The sequence below is a fragment of the Luteimonas sp. R10 genome (genome assembly GCF_045689605.1).
Taxonomy (GTDB): Bacteria; Pseudomonadota; Gammaproteobacteria; order Xanthomonadales; family Xanthomonadaceae; genus Luteimonas.
The window spans coordinates 2010931-2034157 of record NZ_CP141262.1; the positions used below are offsets into that span (position 1 = coordinate 2010931).

The following is a 23227-nucleotide window of genomic DNA, read 5'->3' on the forward strand; positions in this document are numbered from 1 at the left end:
CATGAACATGGAATCGAGTGCTCCCGGCTGGCGCGGTGCCCGTGGTGCTTCGCTGCTGATCGTGCTGTTGCTCCTGCTGGTGATGACTCTGCTGGGGCTTGCGATCCTGCGTAGTACGCTTCTGGAAGAGCGAATGAGCGCCAACATGCTTGATCGCAATCTTGCGTTTCAGGCAGCTGAAGCTGCGTTGCGCGAAGGTGAAGAACTGGCCGGCCAACCCGACACGCGCGACAACGTCCCCGCAGCAGGGTGCTCGAATGGATTATGCGCTATACCCGACGCCAGCCTCCAGGATCGTTGGTTGGATTCCAGTTTTGACGGATGGGAAACGGCCAGCATCGATGTCGGTGCTCTGGCTGTGGCGCCAGAGTATTTCGTGGAGTACATGGGGGATGCGCCCACGTGGCCTGGTTGTGACCAACTGGACGAAGCGAGCATTTCGCCGCTGTGCCTGCGGCCACGTTATCGCATCACCGCAAGAAGCCAAGCAGATGACCGCGCCGCGGTCATCCTGCAGACGAACTTCATTGCGCAATGAATGGCAGGAGTAGGGATATGCGCAGTCAGCCTTTGAGCAAGACGGACTCCCGGGCGTGCATCAGGGAGAGGGGGGTGGCTGTACTACTCGCCTTTACGGCAACTTTGTTGTCGTTGCCTGTGAATGCCACCGTTTCCTTCCCGAACGAACCGTTGACGACAGGCGCTCGAGTGCCGCCGAACGTCCTGTTCATCATGGATGATTCTGGATCGATGGCATGGCGATACATGTACAATCCGGCGATATCCCAGATTACCGGGGGCGGGATAACCAGTGGCCGTACCGGCAACAACACCAGTAGCGATAGCTCACGTGGTACGGACTACACGAGCGACAACGGCATATATGACCAGAACTATATAACGAATACCCTTTATTATAATCCCGCTATCGATTATCAGCCCTGGTTTAATTCAAACGGGGAGCCGCTGGCCGGGGGGGCGAGCTTCAATGCAGCGTACAGCAGTAGCACATATGTGCAGGATTCGGCTTCTGGGACAACGAGTAGTACGATCAATTTGAGCAACAACACCCAGGTATTTTATGTCCCAAAGCCTGGGATTACAAATTATGCGGATGTGACCCAATACTATAGATACCATATTCGGACCGACGGGCGGGTTGTCAGAAGCGAACGGCTTCAGGGCAACGGCTCCAATAACGGCGTTTCCGGTGTCGGATGCAGTACGAATAATTCGGGTTGGGGTTGGCGGGCCTGTACTTACGTGACTCCGACAGGGCGAAGCGAAGCAGCCGAAAAGGCGAATTTCGCGACCTGGTATTCCTATCACAGAACCCGCACTAAGGCGGCCAAGGCCGGAGCAAGCGCGGCCTTCGGCGAATTGGGTGAAGTGGTCAGGGTCGGATTCCGGACCATCTGGGGCAGGAACGGAAGCTCTACCTCGGGAAACATCCCCACCCAAAATGTTCCGATCCCGATCAACTACAACTCCGGCTTGTTCGCGAACCCGAATGGCGTTTCGGGGATGAGCAACAATCGTGAGCGGTGGTACAACAGATTGTTCGCTTCCCAGGCGAGCGACGGTACACCGCTGCGTTCCGCGCTGAACAATGCGGGGTTCTATTTTTCCAGTCGGGAGGCAACCGGCCCGTATGGCCCGGAATCGGGAGGAAGCCAGCTTGCGTGTCGGCAGAACTTCACGATTCTTACAACCGATGGGTTCTGGAATAGCGACAGCGGTTTCAGCTCTGGTGGCAATCAGGATGGAACCAATGGTGCGGCAATCACCAGGCCGGATGGTCCGCCTTACACCTATGAGGCAGGCCCTCCGTACAGCGATTCCAGGCAGAACACATTGGCGGATGTCGCCATGAGGTACTGGAAGAATGACCTTCGGACGGACCTGCCTAATATTGTTCCCAATACGACTGTCAACCCGGCATTCTGGCAGCACATGGTTACTTTCGGGATTTCGATCGGCTTGCGGGGAACGACCGGCTTCACGAGCGTTGCGGATGTGCCGAGCAACTACTCGTCATGGCCTGATCCTCTGGACAACGAAGACGCGGACCGTATCGACGATCTTCTGCACGCGGCGGTCAACAGCCGGGGAACGTTCCTTTCGGCAAGCAATCCCAGGGAATTCGCCGAGGGACTGGAAGCTGCGCTCGCTGCCATCGTGGAGAGAACTGGCTCTTTCTCCAATGTTGCGGCGAATTCCACCTCGCTCGACGCGGGAACGCGCCTGTTTCAAGCGAACTATGTTTCCGGCGTCTGGACGGGGGATGTGCTGGCCTATGCCAGAAACGCCGCCGGCACCGGATTCGAGTCCACTCCGGCCTGGCGTGCTTCCCAAGGAATTCCAAAAGAAGAGGAGGCGGCCGCGCGTAAGGTTTACACGAGTAGCGGCCGTTTTCCGGATAGCGCAACTCCAGCGCAGCTCGGCATATTGCAACGGGTGTCGGACTATCCGGTTTCTGGCGATGACAACGCAGCATATATCGCTGGAAGTCAATTGGATGAGATGAGCAAGGGCGGAAATCTGCGCAATCGGAATCACCTGCTTGGTGATATCGTCAACTCATCTCCCGTATACGTGCCGGATACCGACACGCTGTATGTTGGCGCAAACGATGGCATGCTTCATGCATTCGATGCAGCGAATGGAAGCGAGTTGTTTGCTTTCATTCCGAACGGAATCAACTGGGCGGACCTCGGTAGCTTAAGCCGCCCGGATTACAGCCATCGCTACTTCGTGGACGGCCCGATCATCGTTTCCAGCCGTCGGCAGACGCCTGACAAGAATATTCTCGTTGGTACTCTTGGACGTGGTGGCAAAGGCGTTTTCGCTCTTGATGTGACAAATCCTGATTTGTTCTCCGCATCGCGTTTTTTGTGGGAAGACTATGAGACCCCGGACGGCAATATGGGACAGGTTCTCGGTCGGCCGGTAATTGCCAAGCTCAATAATGGGGTAACGGCTGCGATCGTCTCAAATGGCGTCAATAGTTCCAATGGCCGGGCAGTGCTACTTGTCTACAACCTGATGTCAGGGGAGTTGATCGAAGAGATCGATACCGGGGCGGGTCCGATCGACTCGATCTCGAATGGTCTATCTGGGGCAGTTGGCTGGGACCGCGATGCAAACGGCACGGTCGATTATGTATATGCGGGCGACATGCATGGCAACGTATGGAAGTTCGATCTGACCTCTGGAACTCCGTCGGATTGGGAGGTTGATTTTGGCGGTCAGCCGCTGTTTACGGCGGTTGGGCCGGATGGGACGACCCGTCAACCGATCACCGGAGGTCTGACCGTGGCTTTGCACCCAACAACCTATCGTCCATGGGTATTTTTCGGAACAGGTCGATTCATGACCATAGAAGATCCAGCCAACATGGCCGTGCAGGGACTGTATGGGATCGAGGATATCGGGGCGCGAGTCACCAGCAAGGAAACAGAGTTGATCGGACGCAGGGTGATGCTGGTGACGACTAGTGACGGCCGAAGAGTGCGGGCCTTCGAGCAGAATCAGTCGCTGCCAGCAGGCTACAGAGGTTGGTACGTGGACCTGCTGGATCCCCCGGCTCCCGGAACGCCTATAGGTGAAAGGATCGCGACGGCGCCGCAAATGAGCGGCAGTGCGTTGGTGGTCAGCAGTATTATTCCCAGCGAGGATCCTTGTGAGTATGGAGGCAGCGGTTATCTGAATGCCGTGGATGCTTTTACCGGAACAAGCACCGGCTCGCCGTTCTTTGATGTCGATGAAGACGGTGAGTTCGCAGATGACGTGGTCGAGGGGGTAGACGAGGATGGAAATCCGGTGACGCTGCCGATCGGTTCCATCGATCTCGGGATTGGCATGCCCACTGAGTCAAATTTGCTTGGTGGCGGGCCGGGCAGCGATAGCGGTGAGGCATGCGCAGCAGGTTCAACGGGTGAAGTGGGCTGCGTGGACACCGACGAGATGAGAAACGTCGGCCGTGTTTCCTGGCGTGAAGTCATAAGGAATTAGCGAGATGAAGCGCTTCTCACGTTCTAGGACGCAAGCTGGGTTCACCCTCATCGAGGTGATGATCACGGTATTGATCATTGCAGTGCTTGCCGCCATCGCCTACACCAGCTACCAGTCCCATGTCACCAAGACCAGGCGTGCCGCGGCGGCGACATGCCTGCAGGAACGTGCGCAGTTCATGGAGCGCTATTACTCCACGTACTTGACCTACAATAACGCGGACAGTCCACCGGTTATCGGCCAATGTGACGTCGACGTGGCTGCGCACTATGCGGTTGGCTTGGTCGCCGGTTCCCTGGGCGCTAAAGAATTCACCCTGGAGGCCGTTCCTCAGGATGGGCAGGCCACTCGGGACGCGGACTGCGGAACGTTAACGCTCGATGAGAAGGGTGGTCGGGGCGTCAGCGGGAGCAAACCGGCCGACGAGTGCTGGTAGTGGATCCCACGGCGCCTGGCTACCCTGTACTGGCGGCTTCCGCGGGCACAGGCTTGACCAGGATGCGCCAATGTCTACAATACCGGTCCCCGCGCCCGAATAGCTCAGCTGGTTAGAGCACTTGACTGTTAATCAGGGGGTCGTTGGTTCGAGTCCAACTTCGGGCGCCAATATCCAAGGGCTTGCGGGCGATCCGCGGGCCCTTTCGCTTTTGTGCCCGCTTCATGGGAAATCCGGTTCAGGGAAGTGTTGAACGGCATGGCGCTTCAGCGAGCGTCTGAGTTGGCCGTTCAATGCGCGTCCGCCCGGCGTTGTTCACGGTCAAGCGTGCCAACAGGAGTGCCGTGGAAGAATCACATAGAGTGAAAGTGAGATTGCTGCCGCCGGCGCGGCCATCTGGCTGGTATCGGACGCGTTGGCGACCTTGCGACGTGCGAAGGTCGTGTTTCTTGTAGATCGGGCTGAATACATGCAGAACATGCTCAGCGTCCGTCGGTTGTGGCTGGCCCTTCGGGTCCAGATACACCATCCAGCCTTCGCTCCAGATGCCATCAGTGCGGCAATGCCCCTGTCTATCTGTAGGGCATACGGAGACCGGCTTGCGCGAGCGGATTGCCGAAATTCGCGCTGTTGCAAGCGCCATGGTGAGAGATGAGACCGATGTGCTGACTTGGCCTTTGTGAATGAGGTATCCGAGCCCGGGCACACCCACTGAGAGGAGTATGCCGATGAGCATCATGGCCGTAATCGCTTCGGTCAAGGTGAAACCGGCGTTCTTGCGGGTCATAGCGGAAGTCTTCTAGCGTGGAAGCGGTAGTGTGGAGTCGGACCAGGTTCTGTAGTGTCGGTGGTTGCTGGCGTTTGCGGTAGGAAAGTGCCGAACCTGCCGTCGGAACCCGGCGCCTTGCGGCCGGACAGCGGCGGCTTCGGCGCTCCGGAGGGGTTGATGGGCGGTCATCATGTCCAGCTGTCGGCAGGGACTACACTGTGATATTGCTTTCTCCATGCCAATGAACGACAACACCGCCATCCCCGGTTTCCGCCTGGTCTCGCCGTACTCGCCCGCCGGCGAGCAGCCGCAGGCGATCGCGCGGCTGATCGAGGGCTTCGAGTCCGGGCTGGCGAAGCAGACCCTGCTCGGGGTGACCGGTTCGGGCAAGACCTACACCATCGCCAACGTGATCCAGGCGGTGCAGAAGCCGACCCTGGTGATGGCGCCGAACAAGACCCTGGCGGCGCAGCTGTACGGGGAGTTCAGGGCGTTCTTCCCGCACAACGCGGTCGAGTACTTCGTCAGCTACTACGATTACTACCAGCCCGAGGCCTACGTGCCGTCGTCGGACACGTACATCGAGAAGGACAGCTCGATCAACGACCACATCGAGCAGATGCGGCTGGCGGCGACCAAGGCGTTGCTGTCGCGGCCCGATGCGATCATCGTGGCGACGGTCTCGGCGATCTACGGCCTGGGCGATCCCGAGGACTACCTGAAACTGCGGCTGATCCTGGCCCGCGGCGAGCGCATCGAGCAGCGGGCGCTGATCCGCCAGCTGACCGAGCTGCAGTACACCCGCAACGACACCGAGCTGCGCCGCGGCACCTACCGGGTGCGCGGTGAGGTGATCGACGTGCACCCGGCCGAGTCCGACGCCGAGGCGCTGCGCATCGAGCTGTTCGACGGGGAGGTCGAGAACCTCAGCCTGTTCGACCCGCTGACCGGCGAGGTGCAGCGCAAGGTGCCGCGCTATACGGTCTACCCGAAGACCCACTACGCCAGCACCCGCGAGAGCGTGCTCAACGCCGTGGAGACGATCAAGGTGGAGCTGAAGGAGCGGCTGGAGCAGCTGTACGCGCAGAACAAGCTGGTCGAGGCGCAGCGGCTGGCGCAGCGCACGCAGTTCGACCTGGAGATGATGGCCGAGGTCGGGTTCTGCAACGGCATCGAGAACTACTCGCGGCACATGACCCGGCGGCTGCAGGGCGAGCCGCCGCCGACCCTGTTCGACTACCTGCCGCCGGACGCGCTGCTGGTGATCGACGAGTCGCACGTGACCGTCCCGCAGATCGGCGCCATGTACAAGGGCGACCGCTCGCGCAAGGAGACGCTGGTGGAGTTCGGCTTCCGCCTGCCGTCGGCGCTCGACAATCGGCCGCTGAAGTTCGACGAGTGGGAGGAGCGCTCGCCGCGCACGATTTTCGTCTCGGCCACGCCCGGGCCGTACGAGCAGCGCGAGTCCGGCGGCGAGGTGGTGGAGCTGGTGGTGCGGCCGACCGGCCTGGTCGATCCCGAGGTCGAGATCCGGCCGGTCGCCACCCAGGTCGACGACGTGCTCGGCGAGATCAACGAGCGCGTCGCCATGGGCGACCGGGTGCTGATCACCACCCTGACCAAGCGCATGGCCGAGAACCTCACCGAGTACCTGGGCGAGCACGGCGTGCGCGTGCGCTACCTGCACTCGGACATCGACACGGTGGAGCGGGTGGAGATCATCCGCGACCTGCGGCTGGGCAATTTCGACGTGCTGGTCGGCATCAACCTGCTGCGCGAAGGGCTGGACATGCCGGAGGTGTCGCTGGTGGCGATCCTCGACGCCGACAAGGAGGGCTTCCTGCGCTCGGCCGGCTCGCTGATCCAGACCATCGGCCGCGCCGCGCGCAACCTGCGCGGCAAGGCGATCCTGTACGCCGACCGGGTGACGCGCTCGATGCAGGCCGCCCTCGACGAGACCGACCGCCGCCGCCAGAAGCAGGTCGAGTACAACCTCGAGCACGGCATCACCCCGAAATCGGTCGAGCGGGCCGTCAAGGACATCATGGAGGGCGCACGGCCGGAGCCGGCGCTGGAGAAGCGCGGCCGTGGCAGGGGCCGCAAGGTGGCGGAGGAGGCCGAGGACTACGCCAAGCTGGGCCCGGCGCAGCTGGCGGCCAGGTTGAAGGTGCTGGAGCAGCAGATGTACCAGCACGCCCGCGACCTCGAGTTCGAGGAGGCGGCGCAGGTGCGCGACCGCATCCAGCGGCTGAAGGAAGCCACCCTGGTCAGCTGAACAGCGCCAGGCGCCCTCTGCGTTGCGTGGGATGAGGGCGCCGTGGGCGGGCGAACGAGCAGCCGCGCCAGGTAGGCGTTTCCGCTGCGGTGAAGAAGCGAGCCGTCGCCATGGGTATCGTCCACCGAAAAGCCCGCGCCTCAAGTCAAAGAAGCGAGGTGCCGGTCCGTCGTAGTGGGCTCGGCTATTCATTCGCACCGCCCGTGGCGACGGGGGCTTGTCTCGCCGCAACGGAAAAGACGATCTGGCGCGGTTGTGGCGGGCGGAGCGCCGGGGTAGAATTCGCGGCCCTGCGCGGCCTTCCGTGCAGGCCTCCGGGCGGTTAGCTCAGCGGTAGAGCACTACCTTGACATGGTAGGGGTCACAGGTTCGAACCCTGTACCGCCCACCACCGGCGATCGGTGGGATCCAGGCAGCGGCGCGGCCTCACGGCGGCGCCGTTCGCGTTTCGGCCACCCGGCGTGTCGCCGGTGGGCGCTGATCCGGCGGCGTCCGTGGGCGCCGTCGTCCCCCCGCGGCGCGGCGCCCGCAGGCTAGACTGTCTGCCGGCACATACGGGAGCGGACGATGACGACGACATCCACGGCGCGCGACACGCCGCCGCCGGCGACGGGCGAGTCGCGGCTGGCGCAGCTGCGCCGGCACAGCGTGATCGTCGCCGATACCGGCGACTACGAGGCCGTACGCCGCCTGCGGCCGGTCGACTGCACCACCAATCCCAGCCTGGTGCTCAAGGCGCTGGCGCTGCCGGTGTACGCCGAGCTGGTTGAGGGCGAGCTGCGGCGCGCGGCCTCTCAGGGCGGCGACGTCGGGCAGCGTGCGGCGGAGGTGGTGGACCGGCTGACGGTCGGGGTCGGCGCCGCGCTGGCCGGACTGGTGCCCGGCCGCGTTTCCACCGAGGTCGATGCCGACCTGGCGCACGACACCGCCGCCACCGTGGCCAAGGCGCGCAGGTTCGTGGCGCTGTACCGCGAGCACGGGCTCGGGCCGGAGCGCATCCTGATCAAGGTCGCGGCGACCTGGGCCGGCGTCGAGGCCGCGCGGGTCCTGCAGGGCGAGGGCATCGACTGCAATCTCACCCTCATCTTCAGTCGCACCCAGGCGCTGGCCTGCGCCGAGGCCGGCGCGTTCCTGATCTCGCCGTTCGTGGGCCGCATCCTCGACTGGTACGTGGCGCACGAGGGACGCGCGTTCGCGGTCGACGAGGATCCGGGCGTGAACTTCGTGCGCGGCGTCTACCGCGACTTCAAGCGCCGCGGCCTGCAGACGGTGGTGATGGGCGCGTCGTTCCGCTCCACCGCGCAGGTCGAGGCGCTGGCCGGCTGCGACCGGCTGACGATCTCGCCGGCGCTGCTGGAGGAACTGGATGCCGCCGATGGCGAGGTGCCGCGGCGGCTCTCGCCCGTGCCCGTCGAGGCGGACGCCGCGCCTGCGGTCGACCGCGAGTCCTTCGCCGCCGCGTTGGCGCAGGACGAGATGGCGCGCGAGAAGCTGGACGAGGGCGTGGCGATCTTCGCCGCCGACCTGCGCGCGCTGCGCGAGCGCGTCGCGGGCAGGCTGGCGGCCGGGTAGCGCCGGAAAGTGCCGCCACTCTCGTGGGAGTGGCGGCGAGGTGCGGTCGCCGGACGTCGCGACCGACGCCCGGCAGCCGCTCTTGTGGGAGCGACGGAAGTCGCGACCGGCAGCTCGCGGAGTCGCGACTTCCGTCGCTCCCACACGGGTACCTGCTCCCCGATGGGTCCTCGTCAGAACTTGTAGTTCAGGCCCAGCAGCACCTGGCGGCCGTACTCGTTGTAGGTCTGCGCCAGCCCGTTGTCGAAGTAGAACTCCCGGTACTCCTCGTTGGTGAGGTTGTTCACCTGCAGCAGCACCGACAGCCCTTGCAGGCGGGTGCCGTCGGCGAAGGCGTAGCCGACCTGGAAGTCGACGATGTCCTCGGCGCCGATGTAGCGGGTTCCCAGGTCGCCGCCGAAGCCGACCACGTCGCCGATGAACGGCGAACGGCTGCGCCGGCTCACCCGGGTGGAGAAGCCCTGGCGCTCGTAGTAGAGGGTGACGTTGGAGACGTGCTCGGACAAGCCGGGGATCGGCCGGTCCGGGCCGTCCGGGCCTTCCGGCAGGATCGAGCTCTTGGTCTTCGAGTAGCTGGCGATCACGCCGAAGCCGTCCAGCGGCTGCCACAGCATGTCGAGCGGGACCGAGACCGCGGCCTCGAAACCGTACAGTTCGCCGCCCTGGCCGTTCTCGGGCGTGGTGAACTCGCCGAGGTCGGAGACCGGGTCGAACCCGCGCGGATCGAACGCGCTGAAATCGTGGTCGGTGACGGTCTGCTTGAAGATGTAGCTGTGCAGGTCCTTGTGGAAAGCAGCCAGCGAGAAGTAGCCGCGGCCGCCGAAGTACTTCTCGTAGGAGATGTCCAGGGCAGTCGCGAGCCACGGTTCGAGCTCGGGATTGCCGCCGTCGCCGGTCCATTGGCCATTCGGATCGCGGTCGGTGCGGATGCTGATGTTGCGGTTGGCGCGCAGGTCGTCCATGCGCGGCCGCGCCATCTGCCGGCTGATGGCGAAGCGCAGCATCTGGTCGGAAGGGAAGCCGAACGAGAGATTGAGGCTGGGCAGTACCTCGTTGTACGTGGCGCCGCCGCTCATCGGGATCGGCGCGTCGGCATCGCCGAACGGCACCACGAAGCCGGTCGAGCTCTGGTCGGTATGCACCAGCTGCACGCCGATGTTGCCGCGCAGGGCGACCTCGCCGACGTCGGTGTTGAGGTTCCACTGCGCGTAGGCGGTGGAGAGCTTCTCCTCCACGGTCCAGTTCTTGTTGCGGATGTCAGAATGGCTGTGCTCGTCGATCACGTACAGCGGCAGCACCGCGCCGGTGTCGTAGCCGATGCTGCCCGGGATGCCGGTGAAGCCGAGGTCGACCGGCGCGGTCAGCGCGTCCGCCGGGATCGGCACCTCGCCGTCGGGCAGGCGCAGGAACGCCTCCAGCCCGCTGTGGCGGGTCTTCTCGCGGTCGGCGTGGTTCACGCCGAACTCCACGCTGCTGAAGATCCCGGCGTCGAACCGGCGTTCGGCGCCCAGGCGCAGCGATGCGAGCCGGTCCTCGACCTCGGGGAACTTGATGAAGCCTTCCTGCCCCCAGCCGCCCGGGTCGGTCAGCACCAGGTTCGAGGGATCGGTGTAGTCCTCGCGATAGGTGAAGGTCGGCAGGCCGGAGGAGCGGTCGATGACGAAGTCGACCACGTCGGTGCGGTCGTTGCCGGCGCTGCCGAGCCCGGAATAGGTCTCCAGCAGCATCTCCTTGCGCTCGGCCTTGGAGTAGCTCAGGTCGGCCACGCCGGACCAGCGCTCGCCGAACTCGAAGGCGTTGTTCCAGCCCACCGCCAGCAGTTCGTCCTCCTGGGTGTTGCGGTCGTTGCGCAGCACCGGGCGCACGCCGCTGAAGGTGCCGCTGACCACCTGGCCGTCCTCGACCACCGCGTTGCTCAGCACGGTGCCGGCGCCCCAGGCCAGGCCGGTTTCCATGAAGCGCAGGGTCTCGGACTTGTCGAAGGTGGAGTAGTAGGCGTCGAGGATCGAGGTCCAGTGGTCGTTTGCCTTGAACTCCACCACCGCCATCAGGCCGTCGCGGACGTTCTCGACCGAGGAGGCTTGCGACTTGCTGCCGCCGAGCAGGAAATTGCCGGCGGTGTCGGTCGGATAACCCCAGGACTCCCAACGGTTGGCCTGCCCGGGCGAGTCCATGCGCGCGTAGCCCACCGCCAGGCCGAGGCGCCCGTCCATGAACTGGTCGATGTAGGAGCCGCTGATCCGGTAGCCGCGGTCGTCGTAGCCGGGATTCAGTTCGCCCAGCGAGTTCTCCTCGGCGCGGGCGTTGAAGGTGATCACCCGCTCGCCGAACGAAAGCGGCCGCACCGTCTGCAGGTCGACCGTGCCCGACAGGCCCTGGCCGACCAGCGAGGCGTCCGGCGTCTTGTAGACGACCACGGCGTTGATCAGTTCCGACGGGTACTGGTCGAACTCGACGCCGCGGTTGTGGCCCAGGCTGACCTGCTCACGGCCGTTGAGCAGGGTGGTGCCGAAGTTCTCGGCCAGGCCGCGGATGCTGATCGTCGACGAGCGGCCGGCGACGCGCTGCGCCGCCAGGCCCGGCAGGCGCGCGATCGATTCGGCGATGCTGATGTCGGGCAGCTTGCCGATGTCCTCGGCGGAGATCGACTCGACGATCGAGGTGGAACTCTGCTTGGTCTCGATCGCGTTCTCGATGCCGCGGCGGATGCCGGTCACCGTGACGCGGTCGAGGTCCACGGCCTCCGTGCCGCCGGCGCGGGTGCCCTGTGCGGCGGCCTGTGCCGGGGTGTCGTCTTCGTCGGCGGCTTGCGCGTTCACGTTGGCGGCGAACATCAGCATCGCCGACGACAGTGCAACGCTCAGCAGGTTGCGTTCGAGCTTCATCTCCCCTCCCTAAGGGTGGTGCGGATCGCGGTTCGTGGCGCCGTCCCTTCCGTGGCGTCCTTGCGGATCTGTCCGGCGGAAAGGCGGGTTTTTCGGTGTCGCGGCCATGGTAGTCCCCGCTTTCACCGCGCACGCTTCCCTGCATACGTATTCATGGCCTCCGCAGGGACGGGTGATGCAGGATCGGCAACCTCCACCGTGTACGGCGACCGTCGCCGCGGTAACCGGTGTCGTCATCGATGCCGACCGGATCCCAGGAGCGCCCATGCGAGGCTTTTCCGCCGCGAACCACGAATCCCGCGCCGCATGCCGTGGCACCGCGCCGCGTCGCAAGAGGCATGCGCTCGTCCGCCGCTGCGCACTGGCTGTCTTCGGGCTGGCGCTGTCTTTCCCGGCTGCGGCCGAAGAGGCGGCCGGGCTGCACGTGCCGTCGCCCGACTGGCGCGACCAGGTGATCTACTTCGTGATGATCGACCGCTTCGACGACGGCGATCCCGGCAACAACGACCAGGGCGTCGGCGAATACGATCCCGCCGACGGCGCCCGCTACAGCGGCGGCGACCTGCGCGGCGTCGCGCGGCGGCTCGGCTACATCCGCGACCTGGGCGCCACCGCGGTCTGGATCACGCCGCCGGTCGCCCACCAGTGGTGGAACACGGCCACGCGCTACGGCGGCTATCACGGCTACTGGGCCGAGGATTTCAAGGCCGTCGATCCGCACTTCGGCACGCTGCAGGACTATCGGGCGCTGTCGCGCGCGCTGCACGGCGCCGGCATGTACCTGGTGCAGGACGTCGTGGTCAACCACACCGCCAACTTCTTCGCCTACCGCGAAGGCTGGGACGAGGCCGATCCCACCCGACATTTCGAGCTGATCCCCGACGCCCGCGGTCGCACCGCGCCGACGCAGCCGCCGTTCGACCGCAACGACCCGCGCGACCCGGCGCAGCGCGCCGAGGCGATCTACCACTGGACGCCGGACATCGCCGATTTCGGCGATCGCCGCCAGGAGCTGGAGTTCGCGCTGGCCGGGCTGGACGACCTGAACACGGAGAACCCGCGGGTGCGCGCGGCGCTGCGCGACAGCTACGGGCACTGGATCCGCGAGGTCGGCGTCGATGCGTTCCGCGTCGACACCGCGTTCCACGTGCCCGAGGATTTCTTCCCCGATTTCCTGCACGCCGACGATGCCGAGGCACCCGGCGCGGTGCGCGTGGCGCGCGCGACCGGGCGCGAGGATTTCCTGTCGTTCGGCGAAGGCTTCGGCGCCGACAAGCCGTTCGACGAGGCCCAGGCGCGCAAGCTCGACGCCTACATGCGCGTGCCCGGCGGGCTGCCGTCGATGATCAACTTCCCGCTCTACGGCACGCTCGGCGACGTCCTCGCCCGCGGCCGGCCCACGGCGGAGCTGCGCCACCGGATCGAGTCGATGATGGCGCTGCACGACGATCCCTGGCGGATGCCGAGTTTCATCGACAACCACGACGTCGACCGCTTCCTCGCCGGCGCCGGCGAGCCCGCGTTGCGGCAGGCGCTGCTGGCGATGCTGACCCTGCCGGGGATTCCGGTGATCTACTACGGCACCGAGCAGGGCTTCACCGGGCAGCGCGCGGCGATGTTCGCCGGCGGCTACGGCAGCGGCGGCCGCGACCGCTTCGATCGCGAAGCGCCGCTGTACCGCTACCTGCAGCGTGCAATCGCGCTGCGCCGCGCGCATCCGTTGTTCTCGCGCGGCGCGCCGACGATGCTGGCGGACAACGCCGCCGGCGCCGGCGCGCTGGCCTGGCGCACCGATCACGCCGGCGAAAGCGCGCTGGTGGTGTTCAACACCGCCGATGCGCCGGTGCTGCTCGACGCACTGGACACCGGTTTGCCCGCCGGCACCGTACTGCGCGGCCTGTTCGCGCTCGACGGCGTGCCGGACGACGCGGTGGTCGGCCGCGACGGCCGCCTCACCCGCGTGCTGCCGCCGCGCAGCGGGCTGGTATGGCGGGTGGCCGACGAGACCGCCGCCGTGCCGGAACCGGCCGCTGCGCCCGTCGTGGAACCGCTGCCGCCGGGACCGGCGCGCGGGGACTTCACCGTGCAGGGCATGGCGCCGGGCACCGACGAGGTGCAGCTGGTGATCGATGGCGACCTCGCGCGTGCGGCCATGGTGCCGGTCGCTGCCGACGGCCGCTGGCGTGCGCCGGTGGCCACCGGCGGCATGACCGATCCTGCGGTCGTGCATCGCCTGGTCGCGCGCGACCCCGCCAGTGGCGCGGTGTCGACGGCGCAGACCTTCTACGCCGATCTCGACTGGCGGGAGCTGGCCGACATCACCGATCCTCGCGGCGACGACGCCGGCCCCACCGGCCGTTACGTCTATCCGTCCGGTCCGGGCTGGCGCGAGCTGCGCCCCGCGGACATCGAGCGCGTGCGGGTCCTGGGTGCCGGCGGCGCCTTGCGGGTCGAGCTGACGATGCACGGCCTCGGCAATGCCTGGAATCCCGCCAATGGTTTCGACCATGTCGCCTTCACCCTGTTCCTGCAGCTGCCCGGCCTCGACGGCGGTGTCGCGGCGATGCCGCAACAGCACGCGCGCCTGCCCGACGGCATGCGCTGGCACCGGCGGTTGCGGGCGCACGGCTGGTCGAACGTGCTGTTCTCGGCCGAGGGCGCGAACGCGACGGATGAGGGCACGCCGGTCACGCCGGGCGCCGGCATCGCCGTCGACCGCGAAGCCCGCACCGTCGCCTTCACGCTGCCCGCCGGCGCGCTCGGCGATCCGATGTCCCTGTCCGGGACGAGGCTCTATGTCGCCACCTGGGACTACGACGGCGGCTATCGCCCGCTCGCGCCCGAGGCGGGGTCCGCCGGCTTCGGCGGTGGCGAGGCCGATGATCCGCGGATCATGGACGATACCCCGGTGATCGTCCTGCCCTGATGCGCGCCGTTCCTTGTGGGAGCGACGGAAGTCGCGACTTGTCCCGGTTCGCCGCGAATCGGAAGTGGTCGCGAATGGAGCGGCCCGGGCGTTGCACAGAGCGGATCGGGTGCGGGCGCCGGTAGCTGTCGCGACTTCCGTCGCTCCCACAAGGTCGTTCCCACAAGCGCATCGCTCCTTGTGGGAGCGACGGGAGTCGCGACGCATCGAAGCGGTCACCGCACGTTCCCTCCCGGTTGCGGGCGATGCGACTAGCATGGCCGCATGGACGCCCGGCTCCGCGCACTCGCCGCTCCCGCCACCGCCCGCATCCGCCACTGGGTGCTGAGCGCGTTCCCGCGCGGGCAGAGCGGCATCGACTACGACCATCCGCCCGGCGACCCCGGCCTGTTCGGCCCGGACAGCGTCACCTGGCGCATCCATGCCGACTTCCCCGGCATGCTCTCCGGCGGCCTGTGCGCGCTGATGCTGCAGACGCTGCACCCGCGGGCGCTGGCCGGCGTCTGGGACCATTCCAACTTCCGCGAGGACCTGGTCGGGCGCCTGCGCCGCACCACTGCCTTCGTGGCCGGCACCACCTATGCCGGCCGCGCCGAGGCAGAGCACCTGATCGCGCGCGTCGCCGCCATCCACGCGCGCGTGCGCGGCGTGCTGCCGGACGGGCGCCGCTACGCCGCCGACGATCCCGACCTGCTCACCTGGGTGCACGTCACCGAGAGCTACGGGTTCCTGCAGGGCTACCGCCGCTATTGCCGCGACCCGCTGCCTGCGGGCGCCGCCGACCGCTACTACGCCGAGGCGCGCCGCGTCGCCGAAGCGCTGGGCGCGCGGGCGGTGCCCGCGTCCGAGGCCGCGGTGTGCGACTACTTCGCCCGGGTGCGCGGCGAGCTCGCCTGCGACGCACGCTCGCGCGAGGTGCTCGCCGTGCTCTCGCGGATCCGCCTGCCGGTGCCGGCGGCGGGGCTGTCGCGCGAGCTGTTCCTGGGCGCGGGGGCCGCGCTGTTGCCGGAGTGGGCGCACGCGATGCTCGGCCGTGGCCGGTTGCAGCGTGCCCGCGACGCCGCGGCGGCGGGCACGTTGCGGGGCCTGGGCCCGCTGTTCCGCGCGGCGCTGAACGACGGCGTGGCGCAGCGCGCCTGCCGGCGCGTGGGTCTCGAGCCCGAACGCCTGCACCGTTGGTCGGACGGGACGGCGGTGCCGGCCGCTCGCGAAGAGAACGCCCGCCGATGACGGCCTGTCCGCTCTGCGGCACCGGGCCATGCGCGCCCGAAGCCTCGGTCCAGGGGCGGCGCTATGCCGTCTGTGGCGAGTGCGGGCTGACCGCCATGCTTCCCGGGGACAGGCCATCGGCGGCAGCCGAGCGCGCGCTGTACGACCTGCACCGCAACGACCCGGACGACGCCGGTTACCGCGCCTTCCTCGACCGGCTCGTGCAGCCGCTGGCGGCGCGGCTGCGGCCGGGGATGCGGGGGCTGGACTACGGCGCCGGTCCAGGTCCGGCGTTGCCGGCGATGCTGGCGGCGCGCGGTTTTCCCACGGTCGCTTACGACCCGCTGTACGCCGCCGATCCGGAATTGCTGCAACGCCGCTACGACTTCATCGCCTGCAGCGAGACGGCCGAGCATTTCCATGACCCCGCGGCCGAGTTCGCGCGCCTCGACGACCTGCTGCGGCCGCAGGGCTGGCTCGGCCTCATGACGCAGTGGCGGTTGCCGGAACGGCCTTTCGCCGCCTGGGGCTACGCCCGCGATCCGACCCATGTCTGCTTCTACCGGCAAGGCACGCTGGAGTGGATCGCGCGACGCCACCGCTGGCGGTTGGAATGCCCGGCGCCGCACATTGCGCTGTTCCGCAAGGCCTAGGACGGACCGACACCCGCTTCCATGCCCGTTGCTCCCGTAGGAAGGGCTTCAGCCCCGACCCGGAACGAGGAACGAGTGGGGCGCCGTCGTCGGAGGCGGGGCATGCCGTCGCCTGGAAGTCGCGACTGTACGGGCAGCCAGTCGCGACTTCCGTCGCTCCCACAGGATCAGCATTTCCACTGGAAGGCGGCCGGGCAAGTCGGGATGAATTGAACTCCCGGAAGGGGGGGTACCCACTCGTTTCTCGTTTTTCGTTCTCGCTCCCAGCTCCCGATCCGCGATCAGCGGTCCCGGCTGAAGTAGGCGTACTGCCCGGGCGCACCGAGTTCGCCGTCGGGCTCGCCGATGCCGCCGACGCGCACCGCATAGCCGTTGCGACGCGCCACGCCGACCGCCCAGGCGCGGAAACGCGAGCGATCCCATTCGAAACGATGATCGGGGTCGCGCAGCCGGTCCTCCGGCAGCCCCAGCAGCGGGTTGTATTCGCGATTGGGCGTGGTGACGATCGCGACGTACGGCCGGTAACAGGCGAACAGCGCGCGTTCGGCGGCCGACAGCACGCCCGGATCGAAATGCTCGATCGTCTCCACCATCGTCGCGGCCTCGTGGAACGGCAGCCCGTCCAGCGCACGCGTGCAGTTGGCGTGCATCAGTTGCAACCGCGACGGCCCGGCCCGCGATTGCAGCTCGTGTCTGGCCACCGCCAGCGCATCGGCGCTGAGGTCGATGCCCGTCACCCGTGCGAACTGCGGATGCCGCAGCAGGTGCGCCAGCAGGCGGCCGGCGCCGCAGCCGAGGTCGAGCACGCTGCCGGCGCCGGACTGCAGCAGCAGGGCGGTCACCAGGTCGAGGCGTTCGTCGTGCAGGGTCGCTTTCATCGCTGGCGATCCGGCGTGCGGTCCGGTCCGGGCGATGATAGCCGTGTCGCGCCGCCGGCGCGGAATCACCTGCCGAGCAGGAAGGTCAGCGGCCGGTGCGCCCGCGCCCGCCAGGCGCCTTCGGCGTGCTCGGCGCCCTCGAACCGCAGGCTGGTCAGGCTCTCGCCGTCCACGTATCCGGCAGCGCGCACGATCGCGTCCATGCGCCGCTGGTAGGGCGCATAGCCGGCATCGAGGGTGGCGGTGCCATGGTCGAAGTAGAGCCGGTGCGTGGCCGGGTCCGGCAGGCGCGCGGCCAACCAGTCGATCATCGCCCCTTCGGCGGCCGGCCAGTGCGTCGAGACGGCCGCGGCGGCGCCGAACACCTGCGGATACTCGGCGACCGCGTACAGCGAGATCAGCGCGCCCATGCTCGACCCCATGACCAGGGTGTCGTCGCGACCGGTGCGCGTGCGATAAGCCGCGTCGACGGCGGGCTTGAGCTCCTCGACCACGAAGCGCAGGTAGGCGTCGGAGACCACCTGCGCCCGCAGCAGCGGATCGAAGCCGTCGACCCCGGTCGCCACCGCGTCCGTGGTCACCGCCTTCGCCGGCATGTACTCGCCGAAGCGCTGCGGCGTGTTCCAGATGCCGACCACGATCGCCGGGCGGATGGCGCCGTCGGCCACCAGCCGGGTCATCGTCTCGTCGATGCCCCACTCGACGCCGCCGTAGGCGGTGGCCGGATCGAACAGGTTCTGGCCGTCGTGCATGTACAGCACCGGGTAGCGGCGCTGCGGGTCGCGCGCGTAGCCGGGCGGCAGCCAGACGTCGACGTTGCGCGCGGCGACGTGGCGTGAAGGGAACGCGGCGTGGCGCAGCAGGTGCCCGCTGACGTCGGGCGAGGAGACGGCGACGGCCGGCGGCGGGTCCGTCTTCTGCAGCGGCGCGCAGGCGCAGAGCAGCATGGCGACCAGGACGAACCGCAACACGGGGTTGCCTCTACGGCGCATGTTCGACGACGTAGGCCAGCGCGGTGCGGCCGGGCAGGGTGAACCGGCCGCTGTCGCGATCGTAGTGCGCCTGCCTGGCCGGACGCGTGTCGGCGGCACCGGGCGTGCGGTGCACGGGGTGCAGCGTCCAGTCCCGGCCGCGCAGTTCCGGCAGGTGGAGCGTCTGCGCCGCGGGATCGACGTTGATGAAGTACAGCACCTCGGCGAAGCCGGTACCGGCGAGCCCGGTGCCGTCGAGGTGCCCGGCGATCACGCGCGGATTCTGCGCCGGACCGCTGTTCGGGAAACTCAGCCGACGCGAGACTTCCTCCGCGCTGCGCAGCCGGAACAGCGGCGTGCTGGCGCGGATGCGCAGCAGGTCCAGGAACATGCCGCGCGCGAGGCGGATCTCGTCCGGGCCGGGTTCGATGCCGGGGTCGGCCAGCAGCGGGCGCATCAGCGGCCAGTCCTCGCGGTTGTCCGGCGCCGGCGGCAGGCCGCTGCCGAAGTGGTTGTCGCGCAGGGTCCAGTCGATGCGGTTGAACCAGTCGCCGGAGTCGTAGCTGTTGCGGTCCAGCGACTTCGAGCGCAGCGTCTCGAGACCGGCGTGGAAGTAGGCGATGCCCTGGCTGAAGGCGGTCACCGCCGCGCCCAGCATCTGCACCCGGGCGCGGTCCTCGCGCGAGGTGTCCGGCGGCAGCTTGAAGACGTTGATGTCGAACAGGGTCTGGTTGTCGTGGTTCTCGACGTAGTTGACCACCTCGCCCGGCTGCGAGGCATAGCCGGCGGGCTGGCCCTCGTAGTCGATCTCCGCCAGTGTCTTCCGGGCGCCGTCGTACGCGGTCATCGCGTAGTCGCGCAGGGTGCCGGCCAGGCCGGCGCGGACCAGGTCGGCGCCGCGCATCAGGTCTTCGAGCGGCCGCTCCGGCGCGTGCGGGTTGCGGTCGTAGACCAGGCCGTTGATCCAGCCCTGTTCGGCGAGCAGCGCCCGGCCGCGGTCCGCGGGCCCGCCGCCGCGGACCGCATCGCGGGTGCGGTCGCTGAAGGTGCCGATGCCACTGCCCGCCAGCGACTGCTGCGAGGCCTGCACGAAGCGTGCGCCGTCCGCGACCTCGCCGAAGTTCCAGCCCTCGCCGATCAGGTGGATCGGGCGACCGGCGGCGGCGTCCACGGCGGCCTGCAGCCGCTCCATCGCCGCCCGCGGCTGGTGGCCCATCAGGTCGAAGCGGAACGAGTCGATCCGGTAGTGCCGCGCCCACAGCACCGCCGAGTCGATCATCAGCTTGGCCATCATCCGGTGTTCGGTGGCGGTGTTGTCGCAGCAGGTCGAGCGCTCCACGGCGCCATTGGCATCGTAGCGGTGGTAGTAGCCGGGGACGATGCGGTCGAGCACCGAATGCGGGTGCTGGCCCGAGGCGCTGGTGTGGTTGTAGACCACGTCCATGCCCACGCGCAGGCCGGCGGCGTGCAGCGCCATCACCATCCGCCGGAACTCGAGGATGCGCGCCGCGGCGTCGGCGGTATCGCTGGCGAACGCGCCTTCCGGCGCGTTGAAGTGGAGCGGGTCGTAGCCCCAGTTGAAGCAGTCCGCGGCGGCGACGGCCATCACCGCCGCCTGCTGCGCCGGGCTGTCCGGCGCGGCGTCGGGAATCGTGGGCGAGACGCAGCCGGCTTCGGGCACGCTCGCCAGGTCGAACACCGGCAGCAGGTGCACGTCGGTCAGGCCGGCGGCGGCCAGCGCGCGCAAGTGGCGCATGCCGTTGGATCCGGATTCGGTGAACGCCAGGTACTTGCCGCGGTTCGCTTCGCCGACGCTGGCGTCGTCGCGCGAGAAGTCGCGCACGTGCAGTTCGTAGATCGCCATGTCCGTCTGCGCCGCGATCGCAGGAGCGGTGGCATCGTCCCAGCCGTCCGGCTTCAGCGCCGGCGCGTCGAGGTCGACGACGACGCTGCGGCGCGAGTCGGCGCCGAGGCCGGCCGAGTAGGGGTCGGTGACGCGGTTGCGGACCACGCCGACGCCGCGCACGAACACGTCGACGATATAGGTGTAGCGGCGGCCGGACAGGTCCTGCGGCAACGCCAGCGACCAGGCGCCGGTGGCGGCCTCGCGCCGCAGCGGGTGCACGGCGTCGGCGGGCGCGCGGTCGTCGCGGTGCAGGCAGACCGAGACCGCGCGGGCGGTGGGCGCCCACAGCCGGAAGCGGGTGCCGTCGGGTCCGACCGTCGCGCCGAAATCGTCGATGTCCTCGGCCGCGGCGTACAGGTCGTCCAGCGCGCCGGCCACCTGCAGCGCGGTGGCATCGAGGACGTGCCCTTCCGCGTTCTCGCGTACCAGCAGCAGCTGGCCGGTGTGCAGCGCCGGCAGCCGTGCCGCGTCCTCGTCGCGCACCGCCAGCGTGGCGCCGTGTTCCAGGAAACGGAAGCGCTCGGCGAGCGCGGCGGGGAGTCCGCCGTCGTACGTCTGCAGCGCGAGCGCGCCATCCGCGCCGAGCACGCGGGCGCCACGCCGGGCGACGATGGTCCCGTCCGCGGAATGGTGGAGCCGCACCCGCTGTCCGCCGCCGACGATGGCGCCGGGCCACCGGAGCAGCCGGCGGTCCAGCCAGTGCGCGCGCGCATCGGCAGGGCCGGCAGGCGCCGCCTGCAGGACCTGCTGGAAACCGGCGGCATCGCAGGCCTGCGCATGCATCGCCGGCGCGGCGTCCCGGGCATGGCCCGCGCCCGTGCACAGCGCCAGGAGCAGAATGGCCAGGAGGCGACCGGCACCGGCCCCGGAAGCGCCCGTTCGCCCCGTAGAGCGGAGCTTGCTCCGCTGCTTTCGAGCCGGCTCCGGCGCCGAGAGCAGCCGAGCGAGCTCGGCTCTACGAGGGGGTCGCGGCATCAGTCGGTCAGGCCGTAGAACACGCCGCTGCCCGGCAGTTGCAGGACGCCGCCGTCGAGCCGGCCGCCGAGTAGCCCGTGGTCGTCGACCGGCCGCGCCGCGATGCCGTCCGGCAGCCGCCAGGCGACGGCGTCGGCAGAGAGGTTGAACGCCACCAGCAGCGATTCGCCGCCATGGCGGCGGGTGAACGCCAGCACCGGCTCCGGCGCATCGAGGAAGCGGATGTCGCCCTCGACCAGCGCCGGATGCGCCTTGCGCCAGCGCAGGAAGCGCCGCACCGCGGCCAGCACCGAATCCGGGTCCGCGTCCTGTCGGGCGACGCTGCGCGCGCGGTGCGCGCCCGGGATCGGCAGCCATGGCCGGCCATCGCTGAAGCCGGTGCCGTCGTCGCCGTTCCAGGGCATCGGCGTGCGGCAGCCGTCGCGGCCCTTGAACGTCGGCCAGAAGGTGATGCCGTAGGGATCGCGCAGCGCCTCGAACGGCACCTCCGCCTCGGGAAGACCGAGTTCCTCGCCCTGGTACAGGCACACCGAGCCACGCAGGGAGCAGACCAGCGCCACCATCTGCCGGGCGAAGTCGTCGCTGGCGCGCGGCCCGCCCCAACGCGTCACCGCGCGCTGCACGTCGTGGTTGGAGATCGCCCAGCACGGCCAGCCTTCGGTCATCGCCGCCTCGAGCCGCTCCACCGTGCCGCGGATGTACGCGGCGCTGAAGTCGTCGGTCAGCAGCTCGAAGCTGTAGCCCATGTGCAGGCGCCGGCCGCTGGTGTACTCGGCGGTGGTCGCCAGCGAGTCCTCGGACGAGATCTCGCCGAGCGCCGCGGCATCGCCGTAGCGGTCCATCAGCGTGCGCAACTGCTCCAGGAAGCCGATGTTCTCCGGCTGGGTGTTGTTGTGGTGGTGGTACTGGAACGCGTACGGGTTGTCCGGGCTGAAGCCGCGGCCGGTGCGCAGTTCCGGCGGCTTGGGCGGGTTGTCGCGCAGCCGCCGGTCGTGGAAGCAGAAGTTGATCGCGTCCAGGCGCAGCCCGTCGACGCCCTTGTCCAGCCAGAAGCGCACGTTGTCGAGCGTCGCCTCGCGCACGGCGAGGTTGTGGAAGTTCAGGTCCGGCTGCGAGGACAGGAAGTTGTGCAGGTAGTACTGGCCGCGGCGCGGCTCCCACTTCCAGGCCACGCCGCCGAAGATCGACAGCCAGTTGTTGGGCGGGGTGCCGTCGGGGCGGGCATCGGCCCAGACGTACCAGTCGGCCTTCGGATTGTCGCGGGACTGCCGGCTCTCGACGAACCAGGCGTGCTCGGCCGAGGTATGGCTGAGCACCTGGTCGATCATCACCCGCAGGCCGAGCCGATGCGCCTTGCGCAGCAGGTCCTCGAAATCCTGCAGGGTGCCGAACAGCGGATCGACGTCGCGATAGTCGGCGATGTCGTAGCCGAAGTCGTGCATCGGCGAACGGAAGAACGGCGCGATCCAGATCGCGTCCACGCCCAGGCTGGCGACGTAGTCCAGGCGCTCGACGATGCCCGGCAGGTCGCCGACGCCGTCGCCATCGGTATCCATGAAGCTGCGCGGATAGATCTGGTAGACCACCGCGCCGCGCCACCAGGGGCTGCTCGTCATCCGCGTCCTCGGAATCGGTCGCGCCAGGGGTGCGGCGCGCTTTCGGGGCGCCACTATTCCACGATGCGCCATCCCGTGGCGACGACCGCGTTCGCGCCGATGCGATGAATACGTATGCAACCGCCATGCTGCACCTGCACCC

14 protein-coding genes and 2 tRNA genes are annotated in these 23227 nt (G+C 68.0%); 10 read left to right on the forward strand and 6 right to left on the reverse strand.

The window, feature by feature from the left end; all coding sequences use genetic code 11:
• Nucleotide 1 precedes the first annotated feature (1 nt).
• From U3649_RS08550 to U3649_RS08565, 4 genes are all read left to right on the forward strand, one after another.
• Nucleotides 2-538: a PilX N-terminal domain-containing pilus assembly protein gene (locus U3649_RS08550; protein ID WP_407354582.1), complete on the forward strand. Its 537-nt coding sequence runs from the start codon at nt 2-4 to the stop codon at nt 536-538.
• A gap of 74 nt (nt 539-612) precedes the next feature.
• Nucleotides 613-4014 (forward strand): pilus assembly protein, encoded by a 3402-nt coding sequence (locus tag U3649_RS08555; RefSeq protein WP_407354409.1) that lies wholly within the window; start codon nt 613-615, stop codon nt 4012-4014.
• Nucleotides 4015-4018: 4 nt separating this feature from the next.
• Nucleotides 4019-4450 (forward strand): type IV pilin protein, encoded by a 432-nt coding sequence (locus tag U3649_RS08560; protein ID WP_407354410.1) that lies wholly within the window; start codon nt 4019-4021, stop codon nt 4448-4450.
• Between the two features lie 93 nt (nt 4451-4543).
• Nucleotides 4544-4620: transfer RNA gene (locus tag U3649_RS08565), tRNA-Asn, on the forward strand.
• A 68-nt stretch (nt 4621-4688) separates the two neighbouring features.
• Here U3649_RS08565 and U3649_RS08570 read toward each other — a convergent pair.
• On the reverse strand, nt 4689-5237 hold the full coding sequence (locus tag U3649_RS08570; RefSeq protein ID WP_407354411.1) for a GspH/FimT family pseudopilin: 549 nt from the start codon (nt 5235-5237) through the stop codon (nt 4689-4691).
• Between the two features lie 223 nt (nt 5238-5460).
• Between U3649_RS08570 and uvrB the strand changes: the two genes are divergently transcribed.
• The 3 genes from uvrB to U3649_RS08585 all read left to right on the forward strand — a co-directional run bounded on the left by uvrB (nt 5461) and on the right by U3649_RS08585 (nt 9066).
• Nucleotides 5461-7494, forward strand: a complete 2034-nt coding sequence (gene uvrB / locus U3649_RS08575) for an excinuclease ABC subunit UvrB (protein ID WP_407354412.1) — start codon at nt 5461-5463, stop codon at nt 7492-7494.
• A 316-nt stretch (nt 7495-7810) separates the two neighbouring features.
• Nucleotides 7811-7885, forward strand: a tRNA-Val gene (locus U3649_RS08580).
• A 176-nt stretch (nt 7886-8061) separates the two neighbouring features.
• Nucleotides 8062-9066 carry a transaldolase gene (locus tag U3649_RS08585; protein WP_407354413.1) on the forward strand — a complete coding sequence of 335 codons (1005 nt, stop codon included), beginning with the start codon at nt 8062-8064 and terminating at the stop codon, nt 9064-9066.
• A gap of 173 nt (nt 9067-9239) precedes the next feature.
• On the opposite strand, the gene U3649_RS08590 is transcribed toward U3649_RS08585, so the two are convergent.
• Nucleotides 9240-11951: a TonB-dependent receptor gene (locus tag U3649_RS08590; protein WP_407354414.1), complete on the reverse strand. Its 2712-nt coding sequence runs from the start codon at nt 11949-11951 to the stop codon at nt 9240-9242.
• A 265-nt stretch (nt 11952-12216) separates the two neighbouring features.
• Between U3649_RS08590 and U3649_RS08595 the strand changes: the two genes are divergently transcribed.
• The 3 genes from U3649_RS08595 to U3649_RS08605 all read left to right on the forward strand — a co-directional run bounded on the left by U3649_RS08595 (nt 12217) and on the right by U3649_RS08605 (nt 16739).
• Nucleotides 12217-14877 (forward strand): alpha-amylase family glycosyl hydrolase, encoded by a 2661-nt coding sequence (locus U3649_RS08595; RefSeq protein ID WP_407354415.1) that lies wholly within the window; start codon nt 12217-12219, stop codon nt 14875-14877.
• A 264-nt stretch (nt 14878-15141) separates the two neighbouring features.
• Nucleotides 15142-16107 (forward strand): oxygenase MpaB family protein, encoded by a 966-nt coding sequence (locus U3649_RS08600; RefSeq protein ID WP_407354416.1) that lies wholly within the window; start codon nt 15142-15144, stop codon nt 16105-16107.
• Nucleotides 16104-16739 carry a class I SAM-dependent methyltransferase gene (locus U3649_RS08605; RefSeq protein WP_407354417.1) on the forward strand — a complete coding sequence of 212 codons (636 nt, stop codon included), beginning with the start codon at nt 16104-16106 and terminating at the stop codon, nt 16737-16739. The genes U3649_RS08600 and U3649_RS08605 overlap by 4 nt, the downstream gene beginning before the upstream one ends.
• 281 nt (nt 16740-17020) lie before the next feature.
• Here the strand turns inward: U3649_RS08605 and U3649_RS08610 are convergent, their stop codons facing one another.
• The 4 genes from U3649_RS08610 to U3649_RS08625 form a co-directional block, all read right to left on the reverse strand.
• Complete coding sequence (locus tag U3649_RS08610) at nt 17021-17617, reverse strand: methyltransferase domain-containing protein (RefSeq protein WP_407354418.1); 597 nt, start codon at nt 17615-17617, stop codon at nt 17021-17023.
• Nucleotides 17618-17682: 65 nt separating this feature from the next.
• Nucleotides 17683-18588, reverse strand: a complete 906-nt coding sequence (locus U3649_RS08615) for an alpha/beta hydrolase (RefSeq protein WP_407354419.1) — start codon at nt 18586-18588, stop codon at nt 17683-17685.
• A 10-nt stretch (nt 18589-18598) separates the two neighbouring features.
• Nucleotides 18599-21277, reverse strand: coding sequence for a pullulanase-type alpha-1,6-glucosidase (pulA, locus tag U3649_RS08620; protein WP_407354420.1), 2679 nt, complete (start codon nt 21275-21277; stop codon nt 18599-18601).
• A gap of 191 nt (nt 21278-21468) precedes the next feature.
• Nucleotides 21469-23085: an alpha-glucosidase family protein gene (locus tag U3649_RS08625; RefSeq protein WP_407354421.1), complete on the reverse strand. Its 1617-nt coding sequence runs from the start codon at nt 23083-23085 to the stop codon at nt 21469-21471.
• Between the last annotated feature and the right edge of the window lie 142 nt (nt 23086-23227).

Coding starts and splice junctions, on each gene's coding strand:
- U3649_RS08570 (WP_407354411.1), bottom strand. CDS start 5,237: ATGACCCGCAAGAACGCCGGTTTCACCTTGACCGAAGCGATTACGGCC.
- uvrB (WP_407354412.1), top strand. CDS start 5,461: ATGAACGACAACACCGCCATCCCCGGTTTCCGCCTGGTCTCGCCGTAC.
- U3649_RS08605 (WP_407354417.1), top strand. CDS start 16,104: ATGACGGCCTGTCCGCTCTGCGGCACCGGGCCATGCGCGCCCGAAGCC.
- U3649_RS08625 (WP_407354421.1), bottom strand. CDS start 23,085: ATGACGAGCAGCCCCTGGTGGCGCGGCGCGGTGGTCTACCAGATCTAT.
- pulA (WP_407354420.1), bottom strand. CDS start 21,277: ATGCATGCGCAGGCCTGCGATGCCGCCGGTTTCCAGCAGGTCCTGCAG.
- U3649_RS08610 (WP_407354418.1), bottom strand. CDS start 17,617: ATGAAAGCGACCCTGCACGACGAACGCCTCGACCTGGTGACCGCCCTG.
- U3649_RS08560 (WP_407354410.1), top strand. CDS start 4,019: ATGAAGCGCTTCTCACGTTCTAGGACGCAAGCTGGGTTCACCCTCATC.
- U3649_RS08600 (WP_407354416.1), top strand. CDS start 15,142: ATGGACGCCCGGCTCCGCGCACTCGCCGCTCCCGCCACCGCCCGCATC.
- U3649_RS08550 (WP_407354582.1), top strand. CDS start 2: ATGAACATGGAATCGAGTGCTCCCGGCTGGCGCGGTGCCCGTGGTGCT.
- U3649_RS08595 (WP_407354415.1), top strand. CDS start 12,217: ATGCGAGGCTTTTCCGCCGCGAACCACGAATCCCGCGCCGCATGCCGT.
- U3649_RS08590 (WP_407354414.1), bottom strand. CDS start 11,951: ATGAAGCTCGAACGCAACCTGCTGAGCGTTGCACTGTCGTCGGCGATG.
- U3649_RS08585 (WP_407354413.1), top strand. CDS start 8,062: ATGACGACGACATCCACGGCGCGCGACACGCCGCCGCCGGCGACGGGC.